This is a genomic window from Luteibacter sp. UNC138MFCol5.1 (assembly GCF_900110505.1).
GTDB lineage: Bacteria > Pseudomonadota > Gammaproteobacteria > Xanthomonadales > Rhodanobacteraceae > Luteibacter.
Window position 1 is genome coordinate 12,684 of sequence record NZ_FODZ01000011.1, and the last position, 16,341, is coordinate 29,024.

The 16,341-nt window shown below is 69.3% G+C and carries 18 protein-coding genes; 9 read left to right on the plus strand and 9 right to left on the minus strand.

The annotated features are described in order from the left end of the window. Nucleotides 1-116: 116 nt before the first annotated feature. A complete protein-coding gene (locus BMY69_RS18740; RefSeq protein ID WP_143070528.1) occupies nt 117-827 on the plus strand; it encodes a YdcF family protein in 711 nt (236 codons plus the stop codon). Between the two features lie 5 nt (nt 828-832). On the opposite strand, the gene BMY69_RS18745 is transcribed toward BMY69_RS18740, so the two are convergent. Both BMY69_RS18745 and BMY69_RS18750 read right to left on the minus strand, forming a co-directional pair. After that, nucleotides 833-1,123 (minus strand): antitoxin Xre/MbcA/ParS toxin-binding domain-containing protein, encoded by a 291-nt coding sequence (locus BMY69_RS18745; protein WP_090181164.1) that lies wholly within the window; start codon nt 1,121-1,123, stop codon nt 833-835. 102 nt (nt 1,124-1,225) lie between these two features. Next, entirely contained in the window at nt 1,226-1,540 is a 315-nt protein-coding gene (locus BMY69_RS18750) for a hypothetical protein (RefSeq protein WP_090181167.1), read from the minus strand. A gap of 126 nt (nt 1,541-1,666) precedes the next feature. Here BMY69_RS18750 and BMY69_RS18755 point away from each other — a divergent pair, with 126 nt between their 5' ends. After that, on the plus strand, nt 1,667-3,202 hold the full coding sequence (locus BMY69_RS18755; protein ID WP_090181170.1) for a cation:proton antiporter: 1,536 nt from the start codon (nt 1,667-1,669) through the stop codon (nt 3,200-3,202). A 23-nt stretch (nt 3,203-3,225) separates the two neighbouring features. On the opposite strand, the gene BMY69_RS18760 is transcribed toward BMY69_RS18755, so the two are convergent. After that, a complete protein-coding gene (locus BMY69_RS18760) occupies nt 3,226-3,579 on the minus strand; it encodes a hypothetical protein (RefSeq protein WP_090053702.1) in 354 nt (117 codons plus the stop codon). Nucleotides 3,580-3,693: 114 nt separating this feature from the next. Between BMY69_RS18760 and BMY69_RS18765 the strand changes: the two genes are divergently transcribed. Next, nucleotides 3,694-4,056, plus strand: a complete 363-nt coding sequence (locus tag BMY69_RS18765) for a peptidase C13 (protein WP_090053704.1) — start codon at nt 3,694-3,696, stop codon at nt 4,054-4,056. Here the strand turns inward: BMY69_RS18765 and BMY69_RS18770 are convergent. Both BMY69_RS18770 and ispG read right to left on the minus strand, forming a co-directional pair. After that, complete coding sequence (locus BMY69_RS18770) at nt 4,053-4,883, minus strand: aldo/keto reductase (RefSeq protein ID WP_090181171.1); 831 nt, start codon at nt 4,881-4,883, stop codon at nt 4,053-4,055. The genes BMY69_RS18765 and BMY69_RS18770 overlap by 4 nt on opposite strands. A 78-nt stretch (nt 4,884-4,961) precedes the next feature. Beyond that, nucleotides 4,962-6,221 (minus strand): flavodoxin-dependent (E)-4-hydroxy-3-methylbut-2-enyl-diphosphate synthase, encoded by a 1,260-nt coding sequence (gene ispG / locus BMY69_RS18775; RefSeq protein ID WP_090053707.1) that lies wholly within the window; start codon nt 6,219-6,221, stop codon nt 4,962-4,964. Between the two features lie 89 nt (nt 6,222-6,310). Here ispG and BMY69_RS18780 point away from each other — a divergent pair, with 89 nt between their 5' ends. Further along, nucleotides 6,311-7,774, plus strand: coding sequence for a phospholipase D-like domain-containing protein (locus BMY69_RS18780; RefSeq protein ID WP_090181174.1), 1,464 nt, complete (start codon nt 6,311-6,313; stop codon nt 7,772-7,774). A 126-nt stretch (nt 7,775-7,900) separates the two neighbouring features. On the opposite strand, the gene BMY69_RS18785 is transcribed toward BMY69_RS18780, so the two are convergent. Genes BMY69_RS18785 through BMY69_RS18795 form a run of 3 tightly spaced genes read right to left on the minus strand, consistent with a single transcriptional unit; the run spans nt 7,901 to nt 10,280 of the window. Beyond that, nucleotides 7,901-8,194 (minus strand): DUF6587 family protein, encoded by a 294-nt coding sequence (locus BMY69_RS18785; RefSeq protein WP_090181176.1) that lies wholly within the window; start codon nt 8,192-8,194, stop codon nt 7,901-7,903. Next, on the minus strand, nt 8,191-10,038 hold the full coding sequence (locus BMY69_RS18790) for a ferrous iron transporter B (protein ID WP_090181177.1): 1,848 nt from the start codon (nt 10,036-10,038) through the stop codon (nt 8,191-8,193). The genes BMY69_RS18785 and BMY69_RS18790 overlap by 4 nt, the downstream gene beginning before the upstream one ends. Next, a complete protein-coding gene (locus BMY69_RS18795) occupies nt 10,035-10,280 on the minus strand; it encodes a FeoA family protein (RefSeq protein WP_090053713.1) in 246 nt (81 codons plus the stop codon). The genes BMY69_RS18790 and BMY69_RS18795 overlap by 4 nt, the downstream gene beginning before the upstream one ends. Before the next feature lie 159 nt (nt 10,281-10,439). Here BMY69_RS18795 and BMY69_RS18800 point away from each other — a divergent pair, with 159 nt between their 5' ends. Both BMY69_RS18800 and dacB read left to right on the plus strand, forming a co-directional pair. Beyond that, a complete protein-coding gene (locus tag BMY69_RS18800; RefSeq protein ID WP_090181180.1) occupies nt 10,440-11,225 on the plus strand; it encodes an enoyl-CoA hydratase-related protein in 786 nt (261 codons plus the stop codon). 14 nt (nt 11,226-11,239) lie between these two features. Then, nucleotides 11,240-12,682, plus strand: coding sequence for a D-alanyl-D-alanine carboxypeptidase/D-alanyl-D-alanine endopeptidase (gene dacB / locus BMY69_RS18805; protein WP_177191221.1), 1,443 nt, complete (start codon nt 11,240-11,242; stop codon nt 12,680-12,682). A 296-nt stretch (nt 12,683-12,978) separates the two neighbouring features. Here the strand turns inward: dacB and BMY69_RS18810 are convergent, their stop codons facing one another. After that, nucleotides 12,979-13,464: a glutathione peroxidase gene (locus tag BMY69_RS18810; protein ID WP_090053718.1), complete on the minus strand. Its 486-nt coding sequence runs from the start codon at nt 13,462-13,464 to the stop codon at nt 12,979-12,981. Between the two features lie 109 nt (nt 13,465-13,573). Here BMY69_RS18810 and BMY69_RS18815 point away from each other — a divergent pair, with 109 nt between their 5' ends. The 3 genes from BMY69_RS18815 (at nt 13,574) to BMY69_RS18825 (ending at nt 16,145) form a co-directional block, all read left to right on the plus strand. Continuing rightward, on the plus strand, nt 13,574-14,578 hold the full coding sequence (locus BMY69_RS18815) for a methionine ABC transporter ATP-binding protein (RefSeq protein WP_090181185.1): 1,005 nt from the start codon (nt 13,574-13,576) through the stop codon (nt 14,576-14,578). After that, nucleotides 14,575-15,249, plus strand: a complete 675-nt coding sequence (locus BMY69_RS18820) for a methionine ABC transporter permease (protein ID WP_090053721.1) — start codon at nt 14,575-14,577, stop codon at nt 15,247-15,249. The genes BMY69_RS18815 and BMY69_RS18820 overlap by 4 nt, the downstream gene beginning before the upstream one ends. An 80-nt stretch (nt 15,250-15,329) precedes the next feature. Continuing rightward, on the plus strand, nt 15,330-16,145 hold the full coding sequence (locus BMY69_RS18825; protein WP_090181186.1) for a MetQ/NlpA family ABC transporter substrate-binding protein: 816 nt from the start codon (nt 15,330-15,332) through the stop codon (nt 16,143-16,145). The last annotated feature ends 196 nt before the right edge of the window (nt 16,146-16,341 follow it).

Below are 16,341 nucleotides of genomic sequence, written 5' to 3' on the forward strand. Positions count from 1 at the left end.
TCGCCGTCCATTCCGACAGCCCGCCTATGCCGTTCGACCGACGGCACGGGCGTCCGCTTTACGCCATGCTTCCGCATACGCATAGCACGCCGCCCGCGCGGCGCACGGAACCGGCTGTGACCTTCCTGACGGATATCGCCACACGACTGCTGCATCCAGCGGTCCAGGCCCTGCTTCTCGGCCTGCTCTGCCTGGGCCTGGTGCTCGGTCGCCGACCGAAGGCCGCGCTGGCGGCGGCGGTGGTCGCCGTCGCATGGGCGTGGATCGCCGCGACACCCGCGTTCGCGCTGGCGCTTCGCGGTCGGCTCGCCACGCCTCCCCAGACGGCGCATCCGCGCGCTGACGCCATCGTGGTGCTCGGCGGCGGCGTGTTGCCCGTGCGCGACTGGGCCCGCACGAGGACGCGCGCCGGCCGAGGCCTCGCCTTGTGGCGCGAGGGCCGCGCGTCATGGGTCCTGGTGTCAGGCAGCGATCAGGCGAAACCGCTGGCCGAGGGCTATGCGATCTCGGGCATTCCCGCCAACCGGCTGCTCATCGACGGCGCGAGCGACAACACGCACGAGAACGCGCGCGATTCCGCCTCCCTGCTCGCCGCGCACGACGTTCGCTCGATCCTGCTGGTGACGTCGTCGATCCACATGCGCCGCGCGGCGGCGAGCTTCCGCCGGCAAGGCCTCGACGTATGGCCAGAGCCGGTACCGGAAGCCTATGGCGCGATGGCCGGCGCGCCGGCCTGGCTGCCGCGACGCGACGCGCTGACGTTATCGGCGCGCTGTCTGCGGGAGTACGTAGCGCTTTGGGTCTACCACCAACGCGACTGGATCTGAGCCGGTCAGAACGAGGCGGCGATACCCAGCTGCTTGAGCACCACCTGCTCCCAGACGCCCTCGACGTCCCCATCGGCGAGCATGTCGCACGCGTTGCGGCCGGCGAAGGCCCGCTGAGGCATCACGAGCCAGTGCGCGGCGCGGCGACGATCCCCGACGCACGAGAGCATCAGTTGGGCCAGCGGTGGATGGCTGACCTCGAGCGTGTCCAGGGCGCGATCGATGACGGCCTCGCGGGCGTCGTGCAGGCGGTGAAGCTCCAAGGCGAGCTCAGCGAAGGAAGGCGTCGGGGACATGGCGTGGACTCCGCAATAGGCCTGGAGAAAACCTAGCCTCGGCGGCACCTTTCACGCTTGTACGCGTTTCCGTCGCTTTGCGCCGGGAAGCCCGGCGACGCGTCACGGATCGTCGGTTTCGATCTGCAGGGTGGTCTTGCCGTCGCGGCGGATCAGGCCCGGCCCGAACTGGACCACCCTCCCGTCCTTCAGGACGACCGTGTAATCGCGGTGGGACAACGAGAAACGCCCGGGACGGCGGTCGAGCCAGCTCATGACTTCGAAGCCGATCATCGTGCGATCGGAATCCGGGGGACCAAGCCGTTCGATCACCTGGTCACGCTGCGTACCGACATCGAGCCTGGCCATCTTCGCCGCCATGCCCTGACACCCGGCGATCCCGGCGGCCAGCACGGCCAGGACGATCGCTCGTTTCATCCTCACTCCCGAATGGGATACCCCGCCCCCGATGGTAGCGCACCGGCGCAAGACCGTGCGACCCGTATGGAACCGTCACGCGCCGTGCGCTATTGATTCGTCTCCTCCCACGAAAGGTGCCCGCCGATGGCCTTGTTCGAGAGCATGCTGCTCCTCTGCCTGCTGGCCATCGCCTTGCTGCCGCTCTCGCGGAAGCTTTCCCTGCCCTATCCGACCGTGCTGGCCGCGGCCGGTCTGGCCGTTGCGGCGATGCCGTGGTCGCCCGAGATCGCCATCGACCCTCAACTGGCGCTGGTGCTCTTCATCGCCCCGGCACTGCTCGATGCCGCCTACGACATGCCGCTACGGACGCTGCGCCGATTCTGGCTACCCACGGTGGCGCTGGCCGCCGTGGCGGTGATCCTCACGGCGCTGGCGGTGGCCTGGCTCGGCGTCGCGTGGAAGGGCATGCCGTGGGCCGTCGCCCTGGCGCTCGGCGCGATCGTGGCGCCGCCCGACGCGGCGGCCGCCGCGGCCATGCTTTCCCGTCTGCAGTTGCCCCGGCGCACGGTGCAGGTGCTGACCGCGGAGAGCCTGCTCAACGATGCCGTGGCCCTCCTGCTGTTCGGGGCGGCCGTCGCCGCGGGCATGTCGGAAAAGGGCTTCGCGGAGACGCTGCCGGTCATGGCGCTGGCCATCCCCGGCGGACTGGTGCTTGGCTTCCTGCTGGGGCGCATCTACGTCGTGTTCGCGCCGCGGCTCAGCGGCACGCTCGGTGCGACGTTGTTCGAATTCACGGCGACGTTCGGCGTCTGGGTCGTGGCCGAGGAACTGCATGCGTCGCCGATCCTGGCCGTCGTCGCGTACGCGATGGTCGTTGCGCACCACCTCCCGTCGAAGCAGCCGCCGCGCGACCGCGTCCACTCGTACTCCGTATGGGCGGCGATCGTCTTCTTCGGAAACGTCGTCGCCTTCCTCCTGCTCGGCCTGCAGGCACGCACGATCGTGGGGAAGATGCACGGCGCCGAGCTCTCCCAGGCACTCGTCTTCGCCGGCACGGCCCTCGCGGTGGTGATCGCGGTCCGCGTGGCCTGGGTGATGCTCTACAACCGGGTGCTCAACCTCGCCTGGCCACGCCGTCGTGACAATCCCACGCTGAAGCAGGGTGTGGTCGCATCCTGGTGCGGCATGCGCGGACTGGTCACCCTCGCGACCGCGCTCGCCCTGCCCGCCCAGTTCCCGTCACGCGACCTCATCGTCCTCACGGCCCTGACCGTGGTCGTGGGCACCCTCGTATTCCAGGGCAGCACCCTCGCCTTGCTCGTCCGCTGGATGCGCTTCGGCCCCGACCAGTCGTTCGACGAGGAACTCGCGCGCGCACGCCTGGCGCTGCTGGACACCGCGGAGGAAGCGCTCGGCGACGACCGATCGGAGGCCGCGGAACACCTGCGCACGTCGTACGCGGATGCGCGCGACGCCATCGCGTCGGGCAGCCTTCCCCAGGCCGAACAACGCATCTTCGCGCTGAAGCGCGAGGGCATCGAAGCGCGACGCGAGAAGCTTCATGCCATGCGCCGCGCGGGTGAGATCGAGGACGACGTGTTCCATGCGATCGAGAACGAGCTCGACTGGGCCCAGCTGGCCGCGACGTCGCCGGAGGATCTGGAGATCGTGGAGGGCTGAACGAATCGCTCCTGTCCGGACGTTCAGCGCGTGGTTGCGGGCGCCGGTACCGTCGCCTTCTGCCCCACCGGCTTGCCATGCGGGTCGAGCAGGTGGCCCTGGGCGTCGCGATCGTTGGCGTTCGCGTCCTGCACACGGTTCGTCACGCCAGGGCTTCCGGGGACGACCGGCGCCATGCCGCGCTCGGTCGCACCGGCGTCCGAGGCCGGCTGCACGGGGACGGAAGCAGGGTTCGGTTGCGTCGGTGACGGCGCGGCCGCGGGGTTGCGCGGCTTGGCCGCCGGATTGGCGGCGGCCGGCGCGGTGGGCGTCGTTTGCGCGATCGCCGTCGACGCGGCGGCGAGGGTCAGGAGCGAGGCGAGGATGCGCAGGCGCATGGCGACTCCGGATGCGCCGCGACGGCGACGCTTGCCGCACCGAACGTACGCGCGACCATGTGAAGCGGCCGCCTCCCTGCTAGTCTCCCGCGACGACCTCACGGAGACATCCCCATGCTTCTCGCCCTGGCTCTCGCTCTCGCCGGCGACACGTTCGACGGCCGCGTGCAGGCAGCGAAGGCGCTGGAGGAAGGCGCCGCCGGCAAGGCCTGGCAGAGCTCCCTCTGGGACCGTATTGGCGATCCCGCCACGGACGCGCTGAAGGACTGCATCGCGAGCAACGCGCCGGCCGACAAGCGCGCTTTCACACTGGTGGCCGACGTCGACGCGACGGGCCGCAGCAGCGGCGTCGAAGTGCGCCCGGCGACGCCCGTCGCACGCTGCTTCGCCGGGCAGTTCGCCACCTGGACCCTGCCGGCGCCTCCGAAGGCACCGGCACCGTATCCCGTCGAAATCGACGTGACGATGGATCGCTAGTTCAGTTCATCCGGGTGGGGGCCCATCCGGTTGCCGGCATCCAGTTCGTCGATCGCCCGCATGTCGTCGGCGCTCAGTTCGAACCCGAACACGTCGATGTTCGACGCGATGCGCGACGGCGTGGCCGATTTCGGGATCACCATGAAGCCGGATTGCACATGCCAGCGCAGCACCACCTGCGCCGCCGATTTGCCGAGGCGCTCGCCGATCCGCACGAGCACCGGATGCTTCAGCAGGTCGCCGCCCTGGCCCAGCGGGCTCCAGGATTCGGTGACGATGCCATGTTTGCGGTGCGCGGCGACCAGCTCGCGCTGCGCGAAGTCCGGGTGCAGTTCGATCTGGTTGACGACGGGGACGACGCCCGATTCGCCGATCAGTCGTTCCAGATGCGCGGGCAGGAAATTCGACACGCCCACCGAGCGGATGCGGCCTTCCTCGCGCAGTTTCAGGAACGCCTTCCAGGTGTCCATGTAGCGGTCGCGCCGGGGCGTGGGCCAGTGGATGAGGTACATGTCGACGTAGTCGGTGCCGAGCTTCTTCAGGCTCTCGTCGAAGGCACGCAGCGTGCTGTCGTAGCCCTGCTCGGCGTTCCACAGCTTCGTGGTCAGGAAGATGTCGCCGCGCGCCACGCCGGAGCGCTCGATACCCTGGCGGACGCCTTTCTCGTTGCTGTAGATGGCCGCCGTATCGATCGACCGGTAACCGGCCCCGAGCGCCGCCTCGACGGCCTTCGCGGTCTCGTCGTCGGGAATCTGGAAGACGCCGAAGCCGATCTGGGGCGCCTGGTGGCCGTCGTTGAGGGTGATGAGCGGAACCGTGTTCGCCATGCCTTGCTCTCCTTTACGAAGGTGCCTGGCCCGTCATGATGACGGACGACCTGGCATGCGCGGCGTGACGGAATCCGGTCAGTCGCCCCGCGCCGCGTAATGCGTCTCGACGTAGTGGTCGAGGATCGCGACGAACTCGTCGGCGATGTTGTCGCCGCGGAGCGTCATCGCCTTCTCGCCATCGATGAACACCGGCGCCGAGGGCGCCTCGCCGTTACCCGGCAGCGAGATGCCGATGTTCGCGTGGCGAGATTCGCCGGGGCCGTTGACCACGCAGCCCATCACCGCGAGCGTCATGTTCTCCACGCCGTCGTATTTCACGCGCCACAGCGGCATGTTCTCGCGCACGTGGCCCTGCACCGTCTTCGCCAGTTCCTGGAAGAACTCGCTGGTGGTACGTCCGCATCCCGGGCATGCCGTGACCAGTGGGGTGAACGCGCGCAGGCCCATCGTCTGCAGCAGTTCCTGCGCGACGATCACCTCCGCGGTGCGCGACTGGCCCGGTTCCGGCGTGAGCGAGATGCGGATGGTGTCGCCGATGCCCTCCTGCAGCAGCACGGCGAGCGCGGCGCTGGAGGCCGTGATGCCCTTGGAGCCCATGCCGGCCTCGGTGAGGCCGAGGTGCAGCGCGTAGTCGCCGCGGCGAGCGAGGTCGCGATAGACCGCGATCAGTTCCTGCACGCCCGACACCTTGCAGGACAGGATGATGCGGTCCTTCGCCAGGCCCAGGTCTTCCGCGCGCGCGGCGGAATCGAGCGCCGAGCGGATGAGAGCCTCGCGGGCCACGTGGCCGGCGTCCCACGGATCGGCGCGACGGGAGTTCTCGTCCATGAGGGTCGCGACCATCGACTGGTCGAGCGAGCCCCAGTTCGCGCCGATGCGCACCGGCTTGTCGTAGCGGATCGCCATCTCGATGATCGAGGCGAACTGGGCGTCCTTCTTCTTGCCGAAGCCGACGTTGCCCGGATTGATGCGGTACTTCGCCAGCGCCTCGGCGCAGGCCGGCTCGCCTTCGAGCAACTGGTGGCCGTTGTAATGGAAATCGCCGATCAGCGGCACGGACACGCCCATCATTTCCAGGCGTTCGCGGATACGCGGCACCGCGGCGGCGGCGGCGGGCGTGTTCACCGTGATACGGACCATCTCGGAACCGGCGCGCGCCAGTTCCGCGACCTGCTTCGCCGTCGACACCGGATCTTCGGTGTCGGTGTTGGTCATCGACTGGACGACGATCGGCGCGCCACCACCGACCTTGACGCGGTCGATCGTGACGCCCGTGCTGGGCCGGCGGGCGCCGGCTTCCGCGGGGCGGGGGCGGCTGGTGAGGTCTTCGGTCATAGCCGCCGATTTTAGCGCATCGGCGCCTGGTTGGCCGGATCCCGCACCCCGGCCCCGCGTTCACATGGGATGCCGATACACTCCGCATCATGAACGTCCGTCAACGCACCATGGGTTTCTCCAGCCGCCTGTTCGCCGAGCAGGCGCTGAGCCGCAGCGCGGGCGCGCCGCTGATCGGCGGCAACGCGGTCGAGTTGCTGATCGACGCGCGCGCGCATTTCGACGCGTGGCTGGCGGCCATCGCGGGCGCGCGCCGCCATGTGTTCCTCGAGAACTACATCATCCGCGACGACGCGGTCGGCAAGGCGTTCCTCGACGCGCTGGTCGAGCGCGCGAAGGCCGGCGTCTTCGTGGCGGTCATCGCCGACTGGGCCGGCTGTCTCGGGCAGTCGCGCTCCGCCTTCTGGCAGCCTTTGCGCGACGCCGGCGGGCAGGTCCGCATCTACAACCCGCCGCGGCTCGGCAGTTCGTTCGGCTGGGTGAGCCGCGATCATCGCAAGGTACTGGTGGTGGACGGCGAGACCGGGTTCCTCTCGGGCGTCTGCATCAGCGAAAAATGGCTGGGCGATCCCAGCCGCGACGTGCCGCCGTGGCGCGACACAGGCGTGATGCTGCGCGGTCCCGCGGTCGCGGAAATCGAGCACGCGTTCGCCGACAGCTGGCGCGAAACCGGCGACGCCCTGCCCGACGACGAGCGGATCCGGCCGCTGGCGACCATGGCGGACGCGGGCAACGTGTCGCTGCGCCTCATCGCGACGCAGCCGAGCACGGCGGGCATGTACCGGCTCGATCAGATGGTCGCCGCGATGGCGCGCAAGACGCTCTGGCTCACCGACGCCTATTTCGTCGGCGTGGCGCCCTACGTCCAGGCGCTGTCCGCCGCCGCGCGCGACGGCGTCGACGTGCGGCTGCTCGTGCCGGGCACCAGCGACATCCCGATGGTCGCCAGCATGTCGCGATCCGGCTACCGTCCCCTGCTGAAGGCGGGTATCCGCGTGTTCGAATGGAACGGCTCGATGCTGCACGCGAAGACCGCCGTCGCGGACGGCCGCTGGGCGCGCGTCGGTTCGTCCAACCTCAATATCGCCAGCTGGCTGAGCAATCGCGAAATCGACGTCGCGATCGAGGATGCCGGTTTCGCGCGCCAGCTCGAGGAGCGGTACGAGACGGATCTGGAGAACGCCACCGAGATCCTGCTGCGCGGCCGCGGCCGTCGCTCCGGCAACGAGCGCATGCGCAGCCGTTCGCCTCGCCCGCCCCGCCCTCATCGCGCCGGCGGCAGCTCGAGCCGGGCGGCCGCGGGCGCCCTGCGCATCGCCAATACGGTAGGTGCCGCGATCACCCAGCACCGCGTGCTGGGCGACACGGAGACGGGGCCGTTGCTCGCCGGCGCGGCGACGGCGCTCGTGCTGACGACGATCGCGATCCTCTGGCCCGCCGTCATCGCATGGCCGCTGGCGCTCATCGGCGCATGGTTCACCGTGAACCTGGCGGTGAGCTGGTGGACGCTGCGCAGGAAGCGAAGGGAATCGGCCGAGGATGTGCCTTCGTGACGTTCAGGACGCGCGCGACCCGGTAGGAGCGCGCCCTGCGCGCGACATCTTCTCGGACCGGTGCTCACGGCTGGCGCGCCAGCTCCCGGGCATCGCCTCAGAACATGTCGCGCGCAGGGCGCGCTCCTACCGGGTGCGCGGCTTGAAGTGCAGCGGTTGCGCCTCGGTGCGCGGCTGCACCGGGCCGCAGCTGTTGCACGATCCGCAGCCGTCGCCGCAGCTTCCCGTGGCGGTGGCGGGTTGCAGGCGGCGACCGAAGGCGCGCACCCATGCGGCGCGACCGTCGCGATTCAGGCTCGCCGACATCCGGGCCATCCAGCGTGCCGACGTCTTCGGCAACAGCTTGCGAAACGCCGTGAACGCGCTGGCGGCGACGACGGCGCCGATGATCGCGCCCTGGACCAGTTCGAACGTGCTCATGAAAGCGCCCTCGCGATCTGATACGTGGCGAACGACGCGAGGTAGGCCAGGCCGAAGAGGTAACCGGCGGCCACGGCGACGTTACGCCAGGAATTGGTTTCGCGGCGGATCACCGCCAGCGTGGACATGCATTGCGGCGCGAACACGTACCACGCCAGCAGGGACAGCGCGGTCGCGAGCGACCACTCGTTGGCGATCAGCGGCCCGAGCTGCGACGCGACGGAGTCGTCGCTGCCGGACATCGCATAGACCGTTCCCAGCGCCGCCACCGCCACTTCGCGGGCGGCGAGGCCCGGGACCAGCGCGATGCAGATCTGCCAGTTGAAGCCGATGGGAGCGAAGATCACCTCGAGCATGCGGCCGAGCCGGCCGGCGATGCTGTAGTCGATGGCAGGCTGCGTCGCGCCTTCCGGCGGCCCCGGGAAGCTCGAGAGGAACCACAGCAGCACGGTGAGCGCGAGGATGATGCCGCCGACACGCTTGAGGAAGATCAGCGCGCGTTCCCACAGGCCCAGCGCGATGTCGCGCACGTTGGGCAGGCGGTACGAGGGCAACTCCATGATCAGCGCATGCTCGCTCTTGTCCTTGCGCAGTCGTTTCATGACGAACGCCACGCCCAGCGCGCTGAAGATGCCCGCGAAGTACAGCGTGAACAGCACGATGCCCTGCAGGTTGAACACGCCCCACACGGCGCGATCCGGAATGAACGCCGCGATCAGCAGCGTGTAGACCGGCAGGCGCGCGGAACAGGTCATCAGCGGCGCGACCAGGATCGTGGTCAGGCGGTCGCGCGGGTCCTGGATGCTGCGCGTGGCCATGATGCCGGGAATGGCGCAGGCGAAGCTCGACAGCAGCGGGATGAACGCCCGGCCCGTCAGTCCGACGCGGAACATCAGGCGGTCGAGCAGGAACGCGGCGCGCGGCAGGTAGCCCGATTCCTCGAGCACGAGGATGAAGAGGAACAGGATCAAGATCTGCGGCAGGAACACCAGCACCGCGCCCAGGCCGGCAAACAGGCCGTCGTTGAGCAGGCTGTGCAGCGCGCTGCCTTCCGGCAGGAACCCCGTGACGAAGGTACCGAGCGCGGCGATGCCGCCCTCGATGCCGTCCATGATCGGCTGCGCCCAGGAGAACACCGCCTGGAAGATGAAGAACATGAGCGTGGCGAGGATCGCCAGCCCGAACACGGGATGCAGCACCCAGCGGTCGATCGCGTCGTCGATCGCCACGGTGTCGCGCGCCATCGTCACCGTGTCGGCGAGGATCGAGCGGACCTCCGCGTGCAGCTGCTCGACGCCGGCGACGTCGATGGCCGCGGGCACGATGTCCGGCACGCTCGCGTCGATGCGTTCGATCAGCGCCTTCGCGCCGCCGCGCTTCACGGCGACCGTCTCGACGACCGGCACGCCGAGGCGCCGCGACAGCGCCGCGACGTCGATGGCGATGCCGCGCCGACGCGCGGCGTCCATCATGTTGAGCGCGAGCACCACCGGCCGGCCGAGTCGGCGCACCTCGAGCACGAAGCGCAGGTGCAGGCGCAGGTTCGTGGCGTCGGCCACGCAGACGATGAGATCCGGCGCGGCTTCGCCCGGGTAACGTCCGTGGCAGACGTCGCGCGTGATCGCTTCGTCCGGACTCGTCGCATCGAAGCTGTACGCGCCGGGAAGATCCAGGATATGAAGCACGCGGCCGGACGGCGCGACGAAGCGGCCCTCCTTGCGCTCGACGGTGACGCCGGCGTAGTTGGCCACTTTCTGGCGACCGCCGGTGAGCTGGTTGAACAGCGCGGTCTTGCCGCAGTTCGGGTTGCCCACCAGTGCGATACGCAGGGCGGCGGCGCTCACGCGGCGTTCTCCACCGACACGTCCACGCGGGCCGCCTCGCTCTTCCGCAGGGCGAAGCGGGTCGACCCGATCTGGATCAGCAGCGGATCGCCGCCCAGCGGGCCGCGCGCGACGAGTCGCACCGGCTCGCCCGCGACGAAGCCGAGATCGCGCAGGCGCTGCGCGATCGGATCGGCGGGATGGGCATCGCTGACGGACTGGACCACGGCATTGGCACCTTTCGGCGCGTCGGAGAGGCGCACTGGGCTTACTCAAATAAGAACTGTTCGCATTATATGCCTTCGGGCGTGTGCCTGCATCCCGACGGACGCCGCACCCACACCTTCCCGAGCATGGACCGGCGAAACGTCGCGGACCTTTCAGCGTTTATGATCGGTGGCCGTGAATCCGGAGCGTTGCGCATGCCTGCCGTCGAGCTGATCCCCAAGGGCCACGTCGCCCATCTGGTCATGAACCGCCCCGAGGTGCACAACGCCTTCGACGATGGGCTGATCGCCGCCCTGACGGACGCCATCGACGCGGTCGAGCGCGATCCGGCCATCCGCGCGGTGGTGCTGACCGGGACGGGCGCGAGCTTTTCCGCCGGTGCCGACCTGCGCTGGATGCGCGGCATGGCCGCGGCGTCGGAGGCAGACAACCGGGAGGATTCGCTGCGGCTGGCCCGGCTCATGCGCCGCCTGCAATTTCTTGCGAAGCCGACAGTCGCGCGCGTCAACGGCGCGGCGTTCGGCGGTGGCGTGGGACTCGTGGCGTGCTGCGACATCGCCATCGCGACCGACGGCGCGAAGTTCGCGCTGTCCGAGGTGAAGCTCGGCCTGGTGCCGGCGGTGATCTCCCCCTATGTCGTCGCGGCCATCGGACTTCGCCAGGCCCGGCGGCTGTTCCTCACGGGCGAGATCTTCACCGCGCCGGCGGCGCTGGCGATGGGGCTCGTCCACGAAACGGTCCCGGCCGACGAGCTGGACGCCGCCGTCGAGCGCGTCCTGGGCCTGCTCACGAAGGGTGGACCGGTCGCGCAGGCCGAGGCCAAGCGTCTGGCGCTCGGGATGGGCGGCATGGACGCCGCGGCGATGGAAGCCACCGATGCCACGAACGCCGCCCTGATCGCGAAGCTCCGCGTCTCGCCCGAAGGCCAGGACGGTCTCACCGCCTTCCTGGAAAAGACCCAGCCCTCGTGGCTCGGCTGATGCGCGAAGGGCGCTTGCCACAGTACGTTGGCCCGATCCGCCGTTGGGCGCTCGCGGCGCTCTTCCTGATCGCCCTTCCCGCCCAGGCCCAGACCCTGCCTCAGCGCATCGACGCCCACATCGCGGCGCCGCGCTTCGCCTCGGCGTCCTGGGGCATTTCGGTCGTTTCGCTCGACGATGGCCGCACGGTGTACGCGCACGACGACGGGCGCCTGCTGCTGCCGGCCTCCACCGCGAAGCTGTACACCGCCGCCTTCGCGCTCGACGCGCTGGGCCCGGACTACCGCACCCACACCGACGTGCTCGCGGGCGGCGAGATACGAAAGGGGCGGCTGCATGGCCCTCTGGTCCTGCGCGGCCGCGGCGACCCGACGTTGTCGGGCGACGGCTGGGCCGACCGCCTCGCCACCGAGCTCGCCGCGACGGGCCTGCGCCGGATCGACGGCGGCGTGGTGGGGGACGACACCGCCTTCGCCGGCCCTCCCATCGGCGCCGGATGGGAAGCCTCCGATCTGCAGACCGCCTACGGTGCGGAAGCCGGTGCGCTGACGATCGACGAGAACACGCTCACCGTCACCGTGCCGGGGAATGGCGTTCCCCGCGTCGTCCCGGAGGACGCCGCCGTCGCGGTCGACGTCACGGGCGCCGCGGCCGGCCCGTCGTCGATGTACCGGGCTCCCGGCAGCGCCACCGTCTTCGTGCCTGCCCCGGGCGCCGCGTGCGGAAGCGACGAGGTGTGCGCGACGCGACGCGGCCGTCTGTCGATGCCCGATCCGGCCCTGACGGCGGCCCGCCGCCTGCGGCAGGCCTTGGTCGCGCATGGCATCCGTGTCGACGGTGCGACCCGCAGCGTCCGCTGGCCGGTGGGCTCCCCAGCCGGGACCGTGCTCGCCAGCGTCCCGTCACCACCCCTGCTGGACATCCTGCGGGCGGGACTGAAGCGTTCCCAGAACCTCTACCTGCAGAGCGTCTTCCAGCTGACCGGCCTCGAGGCCGCCGGTCCGGGACCGGCCGAGGAACGCGCGGCCGGCGCCCTGCGGGCATGGCTCGCGGGCCGGGGCATCGGGCCGACCGCGGTCACCATGAACGAGGGCACGGGTCTGTCGCGCCACGACCTGACCACCGCGGCATCGCTGACGCGCGTGCTCGCCGACATGGCCTCATCGACCCTGGCGGAACGCTGGAAGGCCTTGCTGCCCGTGGCCGGCGTCGATGGAACGCTCGCGACGCGCATGCGCGGCACGGCCGCCGAGCGCAACGTCGTGGCGAAGACGGGCAGCATGAGCTTCGTCAACGGGCTCGCGGGGTACGTGACGACGAAAGGAGGCCAGCGGCTAGCCTTCGCGATCGTGCTGAACAACTATGCGCCGTCGCGCACGCCGACGCCGACGGCCCCCGTGTCCGCGGAAGTCGACGCGATCGCGGTCATGCTGGCGGAGGAAGCGACGCGATTGTAGGAGCGCGCCCTGCGCGCGACATGTGTTGGGGCCGTGAGCCACAGGTTCCGGTACGCCTCGCGAAAAGATGTCGCGCGCAGGGCGCGCTCCTACGGACGGCATTCCCGTACGCGCAGAGCGAGATCCGCGTGGTGGGCGCGACGCCGGACGCCGAGCGGAATCCCCTGCAACTCCCGAAGTAACACCCGCTTTAGGAGCGCGCCCTGCGCGCGACATGTGTTGGGGCCGTGAGCCACAGGTCCCGGTGCGCTTCGCGAAAAGATGTCGCGCGCAGGGCGCGCCCCTACATGGCGCTGTCACCCCGCCAGAACGCCCGGCAGATCCTTCGCGATCTTCTCCGGCGTATCCGTCGGTGCATACCGGTCCACGACGTTGCCCTCGCGGTCGATCAGGAACTTGGTGAAGTTCCACTTGATGCCCTCGGTGCCGAGCAGGCCCTTCTTCTGGCTCTTCAGCCAGCGATACAGCGGATGCGCGCCGTCACCGTTGACCTCGATCTTCGAGAACATGGGAAAGCTCACGTCGTACGTGAGGGAACAGAAGTCGCGGATCTCGGCTTCGTCACCCGGCTCCTGATGCCCGAACTGGTCGCACGGAAAGCCGAGTACCTCGAACCCCTGCTCGTGGAACGACTTCTGCAACGCCTCGAGCCCCTTGTACTGTGGCGTGAAGCCGCACTTCGAGGCCACGTTCACCACCAGCAACGCCTTGCCGCGGAACTCCGCGAGCGAGCGTTCGTTGCCGTCGATGTCGCGGGCGGAAAAATCGTAGATGCTTGCCATGGCGCGGCTTCCTTGAGGGCGGGACCGGGCAGAGTCTACGCCCGATTGGCGGCCCGCAGGCCTTCCTTCGGCTACCATGGGCCGTCTTATCGGCAATGAGCCATCGCCCGTGATCCGTTTCGCCGCCGCGTCGAAGTCCTATTCCGTGGACGGGACGCTCGTCCCCGCCCTGCATCCCGTCGACCTCGCCATCGAGGCCGGCGAGGTCTTCGGCATCATCGGTCATTCCGGTGCCGGCAAGTCGACGATGCTGCGCCTGATCAACCTGCTGGAACGCCCCACCTCCGGCCAGGTGTTCATCGATGGCCGCGACGTGACGCAGGCCCACGGCGCGGACCTGCGCCGGCTGCGCGCGGGCATCGGCATGATCTTCCAGCACTTCAACCTGCTGTCGTCGCGCACCGTCGCCGACAACGTCGCGTTCCCGCTACGCCTGCACGGCGACATGGACGAGATGGCCATCGCCGCGCGCGTCGACGAACTGCTCGACCTGGTCGGCCTGACCGCGCACGCCCGCAAGTATCCGGCGCAGCTGTCCGGTGGACAGAAGCAGCGCGTCGGCATCGCGCGCGCGCTGGCCAGCCAGCCGAAGATCCTCCTCTGCGACGAGGCGACCAGCGCGCTCGATCCGCAGACCACGGCGTCGGTGCTCGAACTGCTGGCGGACATCAACCGCCGCCTCGGACTGACCATCGTGCTCATCACGCACGAGATGGACGTGATCCGCCGCGTCTGCGATCGCGTCGCCGTGCTCGACGCCGGCCAGGTGGTCGAATCGGGTCCCGTCGCAGACGTGTTCCTCCATCCGCGGCACCCGACCACGCGCCGCTTCGTCGCGGAGGCGGACCACCGCGAGGGTCGCGGCCCCGAGTTTCCGGGCGTGACGGGGCGGCTTTTCCGCCTCTCCTTCCGCGGCGACGCGACCTACTCGCCGCTGCTGTCGCGCGTCGTGCGCGATACCGGCGTGGAATACAACCTGCTGTCCGGCCGGGTGGACCGGATCAAGGACGTGCCCTACGGGCAACTGACGCTCGCCATGAACGGCGAACGCCTGGAGGACGCGCTCGCGCAGATCCGCGCCGCCGACGTCGACATCGAGGAGGTGGCCCGATGAGCCCCATGCAGACCCTGTTCCCCAACATCGACTGGCCGGAGATCGCGCAGGCCTGCCTCGACACTCTGCTGATGCTCGGCGGCTCGCTGCTCTTCACGCTCGTGCTGGGCCTGCCGCTCGGCGTGTGGCTGTTCCTCACCGCGCGCGGCCAGCTGCATGCCAGGCCGAAGCTCTACGGCGTGCTTTCGCTCGTGGTGAACGTGCTCCGCTCGATCCCCTTCATCATCCTGATGATCCTGCTGATTCCGGTGACGCAGGCCATCACCGGCGTGAGCATCGGCATCCGCGGTGCGATCGTGCCGCTCGTGATCGGCGCGGCGCCCTTCTTCGCCCGCCTCGTCGAGACCGCGCTGCGCGAGGTCGATCGCGGCGTGATCGAGGCCAGCCAGGCCATGGGCGCCACGACGGCGCAGATCGTCACGCGGGTGCTGCTGCCCGAGTCGCGTCCCGGCCTGATCGCGGCCACGACCGTCACCGCGGTCGCGCTGGTCGGTTACACGGCGATGGGCGGCATCGTCGGCGCCGGCGGCCTCGGCGCCCTCGCCTACCAGTACGGCTACAACGGCTACAAGCCCGACTACATGCTGGTGACGGTCGCGCTGCTGGTGGTGCTCGTCCAGATCCTCCAGTCCATCGGCGATCGCCTCGTGGGACGCTACAGCCGGCGCTGATCGGTGGCGGGTGCCGTTTTGCATCCGGCGGTATGGACGTCTATGCTGTCGCACCGCAACAAGAGCGACGGTCCGCCGCCATGAAGAACCTCCTGCTTCCCCTCGCTACCGCCCTGGCCCTGCTCGTCGCGGGCTGCTCCGGTGGCGATGGCGGCGCCGACAACGGTAGCAACGGTGGCGCGAAGCTCAGCGTCGCCGCCACGCCCGTGCCGCACGCGGAGATCCTCAAGGAGATCAAGCCGCTGCTGGCGAAGGAAGGCGTGGACCTCGAGATCCGCGTGTTCACCGATTACGTGCAGCCGAACATGCAGGTCGCGCAGAAGCAGCTGGACGTCAACTTCTTCCAGACCGAGCCCTATCTCGACGCCTTCAACAAGGAGCGCGGAACGAACCTGGTGAAGGTCACAGGCGTGCACATCGAGCCGTTCGGAGCCTATTCGAAGAAGTACACCTCGATCGACCAGCTCCCCGACGGCGCCGACGTCGTGATCCCGAACGACCCGAGCAACAACAGCCGCGCCCTGCTCCTCCTGGCGAAGCACGGGCTGATCACGCTGAAGAATCCGAACGACCGGCTCGCCACGCTCAAGGACGTCGCCACCAATCCGAAGAACCTCAAGTTCCGCGAACTGGAAGCCGCGATGCTGCCGCGCGTGCTGGGCGAGGTGGACCTCGCGCTGATCAACACCAACTACGCCCTGGCGGCGAAGCTGAATCCCGTGAAGGATGCGCTGCTCATCGAGGACAAGGATTCGCCGTACGTGAACTTCCTCGTCTCCCGCCCGGACAACAAGGACGACCCGCGCGTGCAGAAGCTCGCGAAGGCGCTCACCTCGCCGGAGGTGAAGGCGTTCATCGAGAAGACCTACGGCGGCGCGGTACTCCCCGCCTTCTGATCGCGGCCCCTCCCCGTGGGTGGGGGCGGCCCTGGCCGCGAGGCCGTTGGAGCCGGGAGCGACAGGCCCTGCCGCCTTATCGCGAAAAGCCGTCGCGGCCGGGTTGTAGTGGCTGGACTTTCCTGGACCACGAGCTAGGAGCATTGAGCCGCCAGTGCTTCGAATTCTGCTGGCGGAAGGTAGTTGAGGGTCGAGT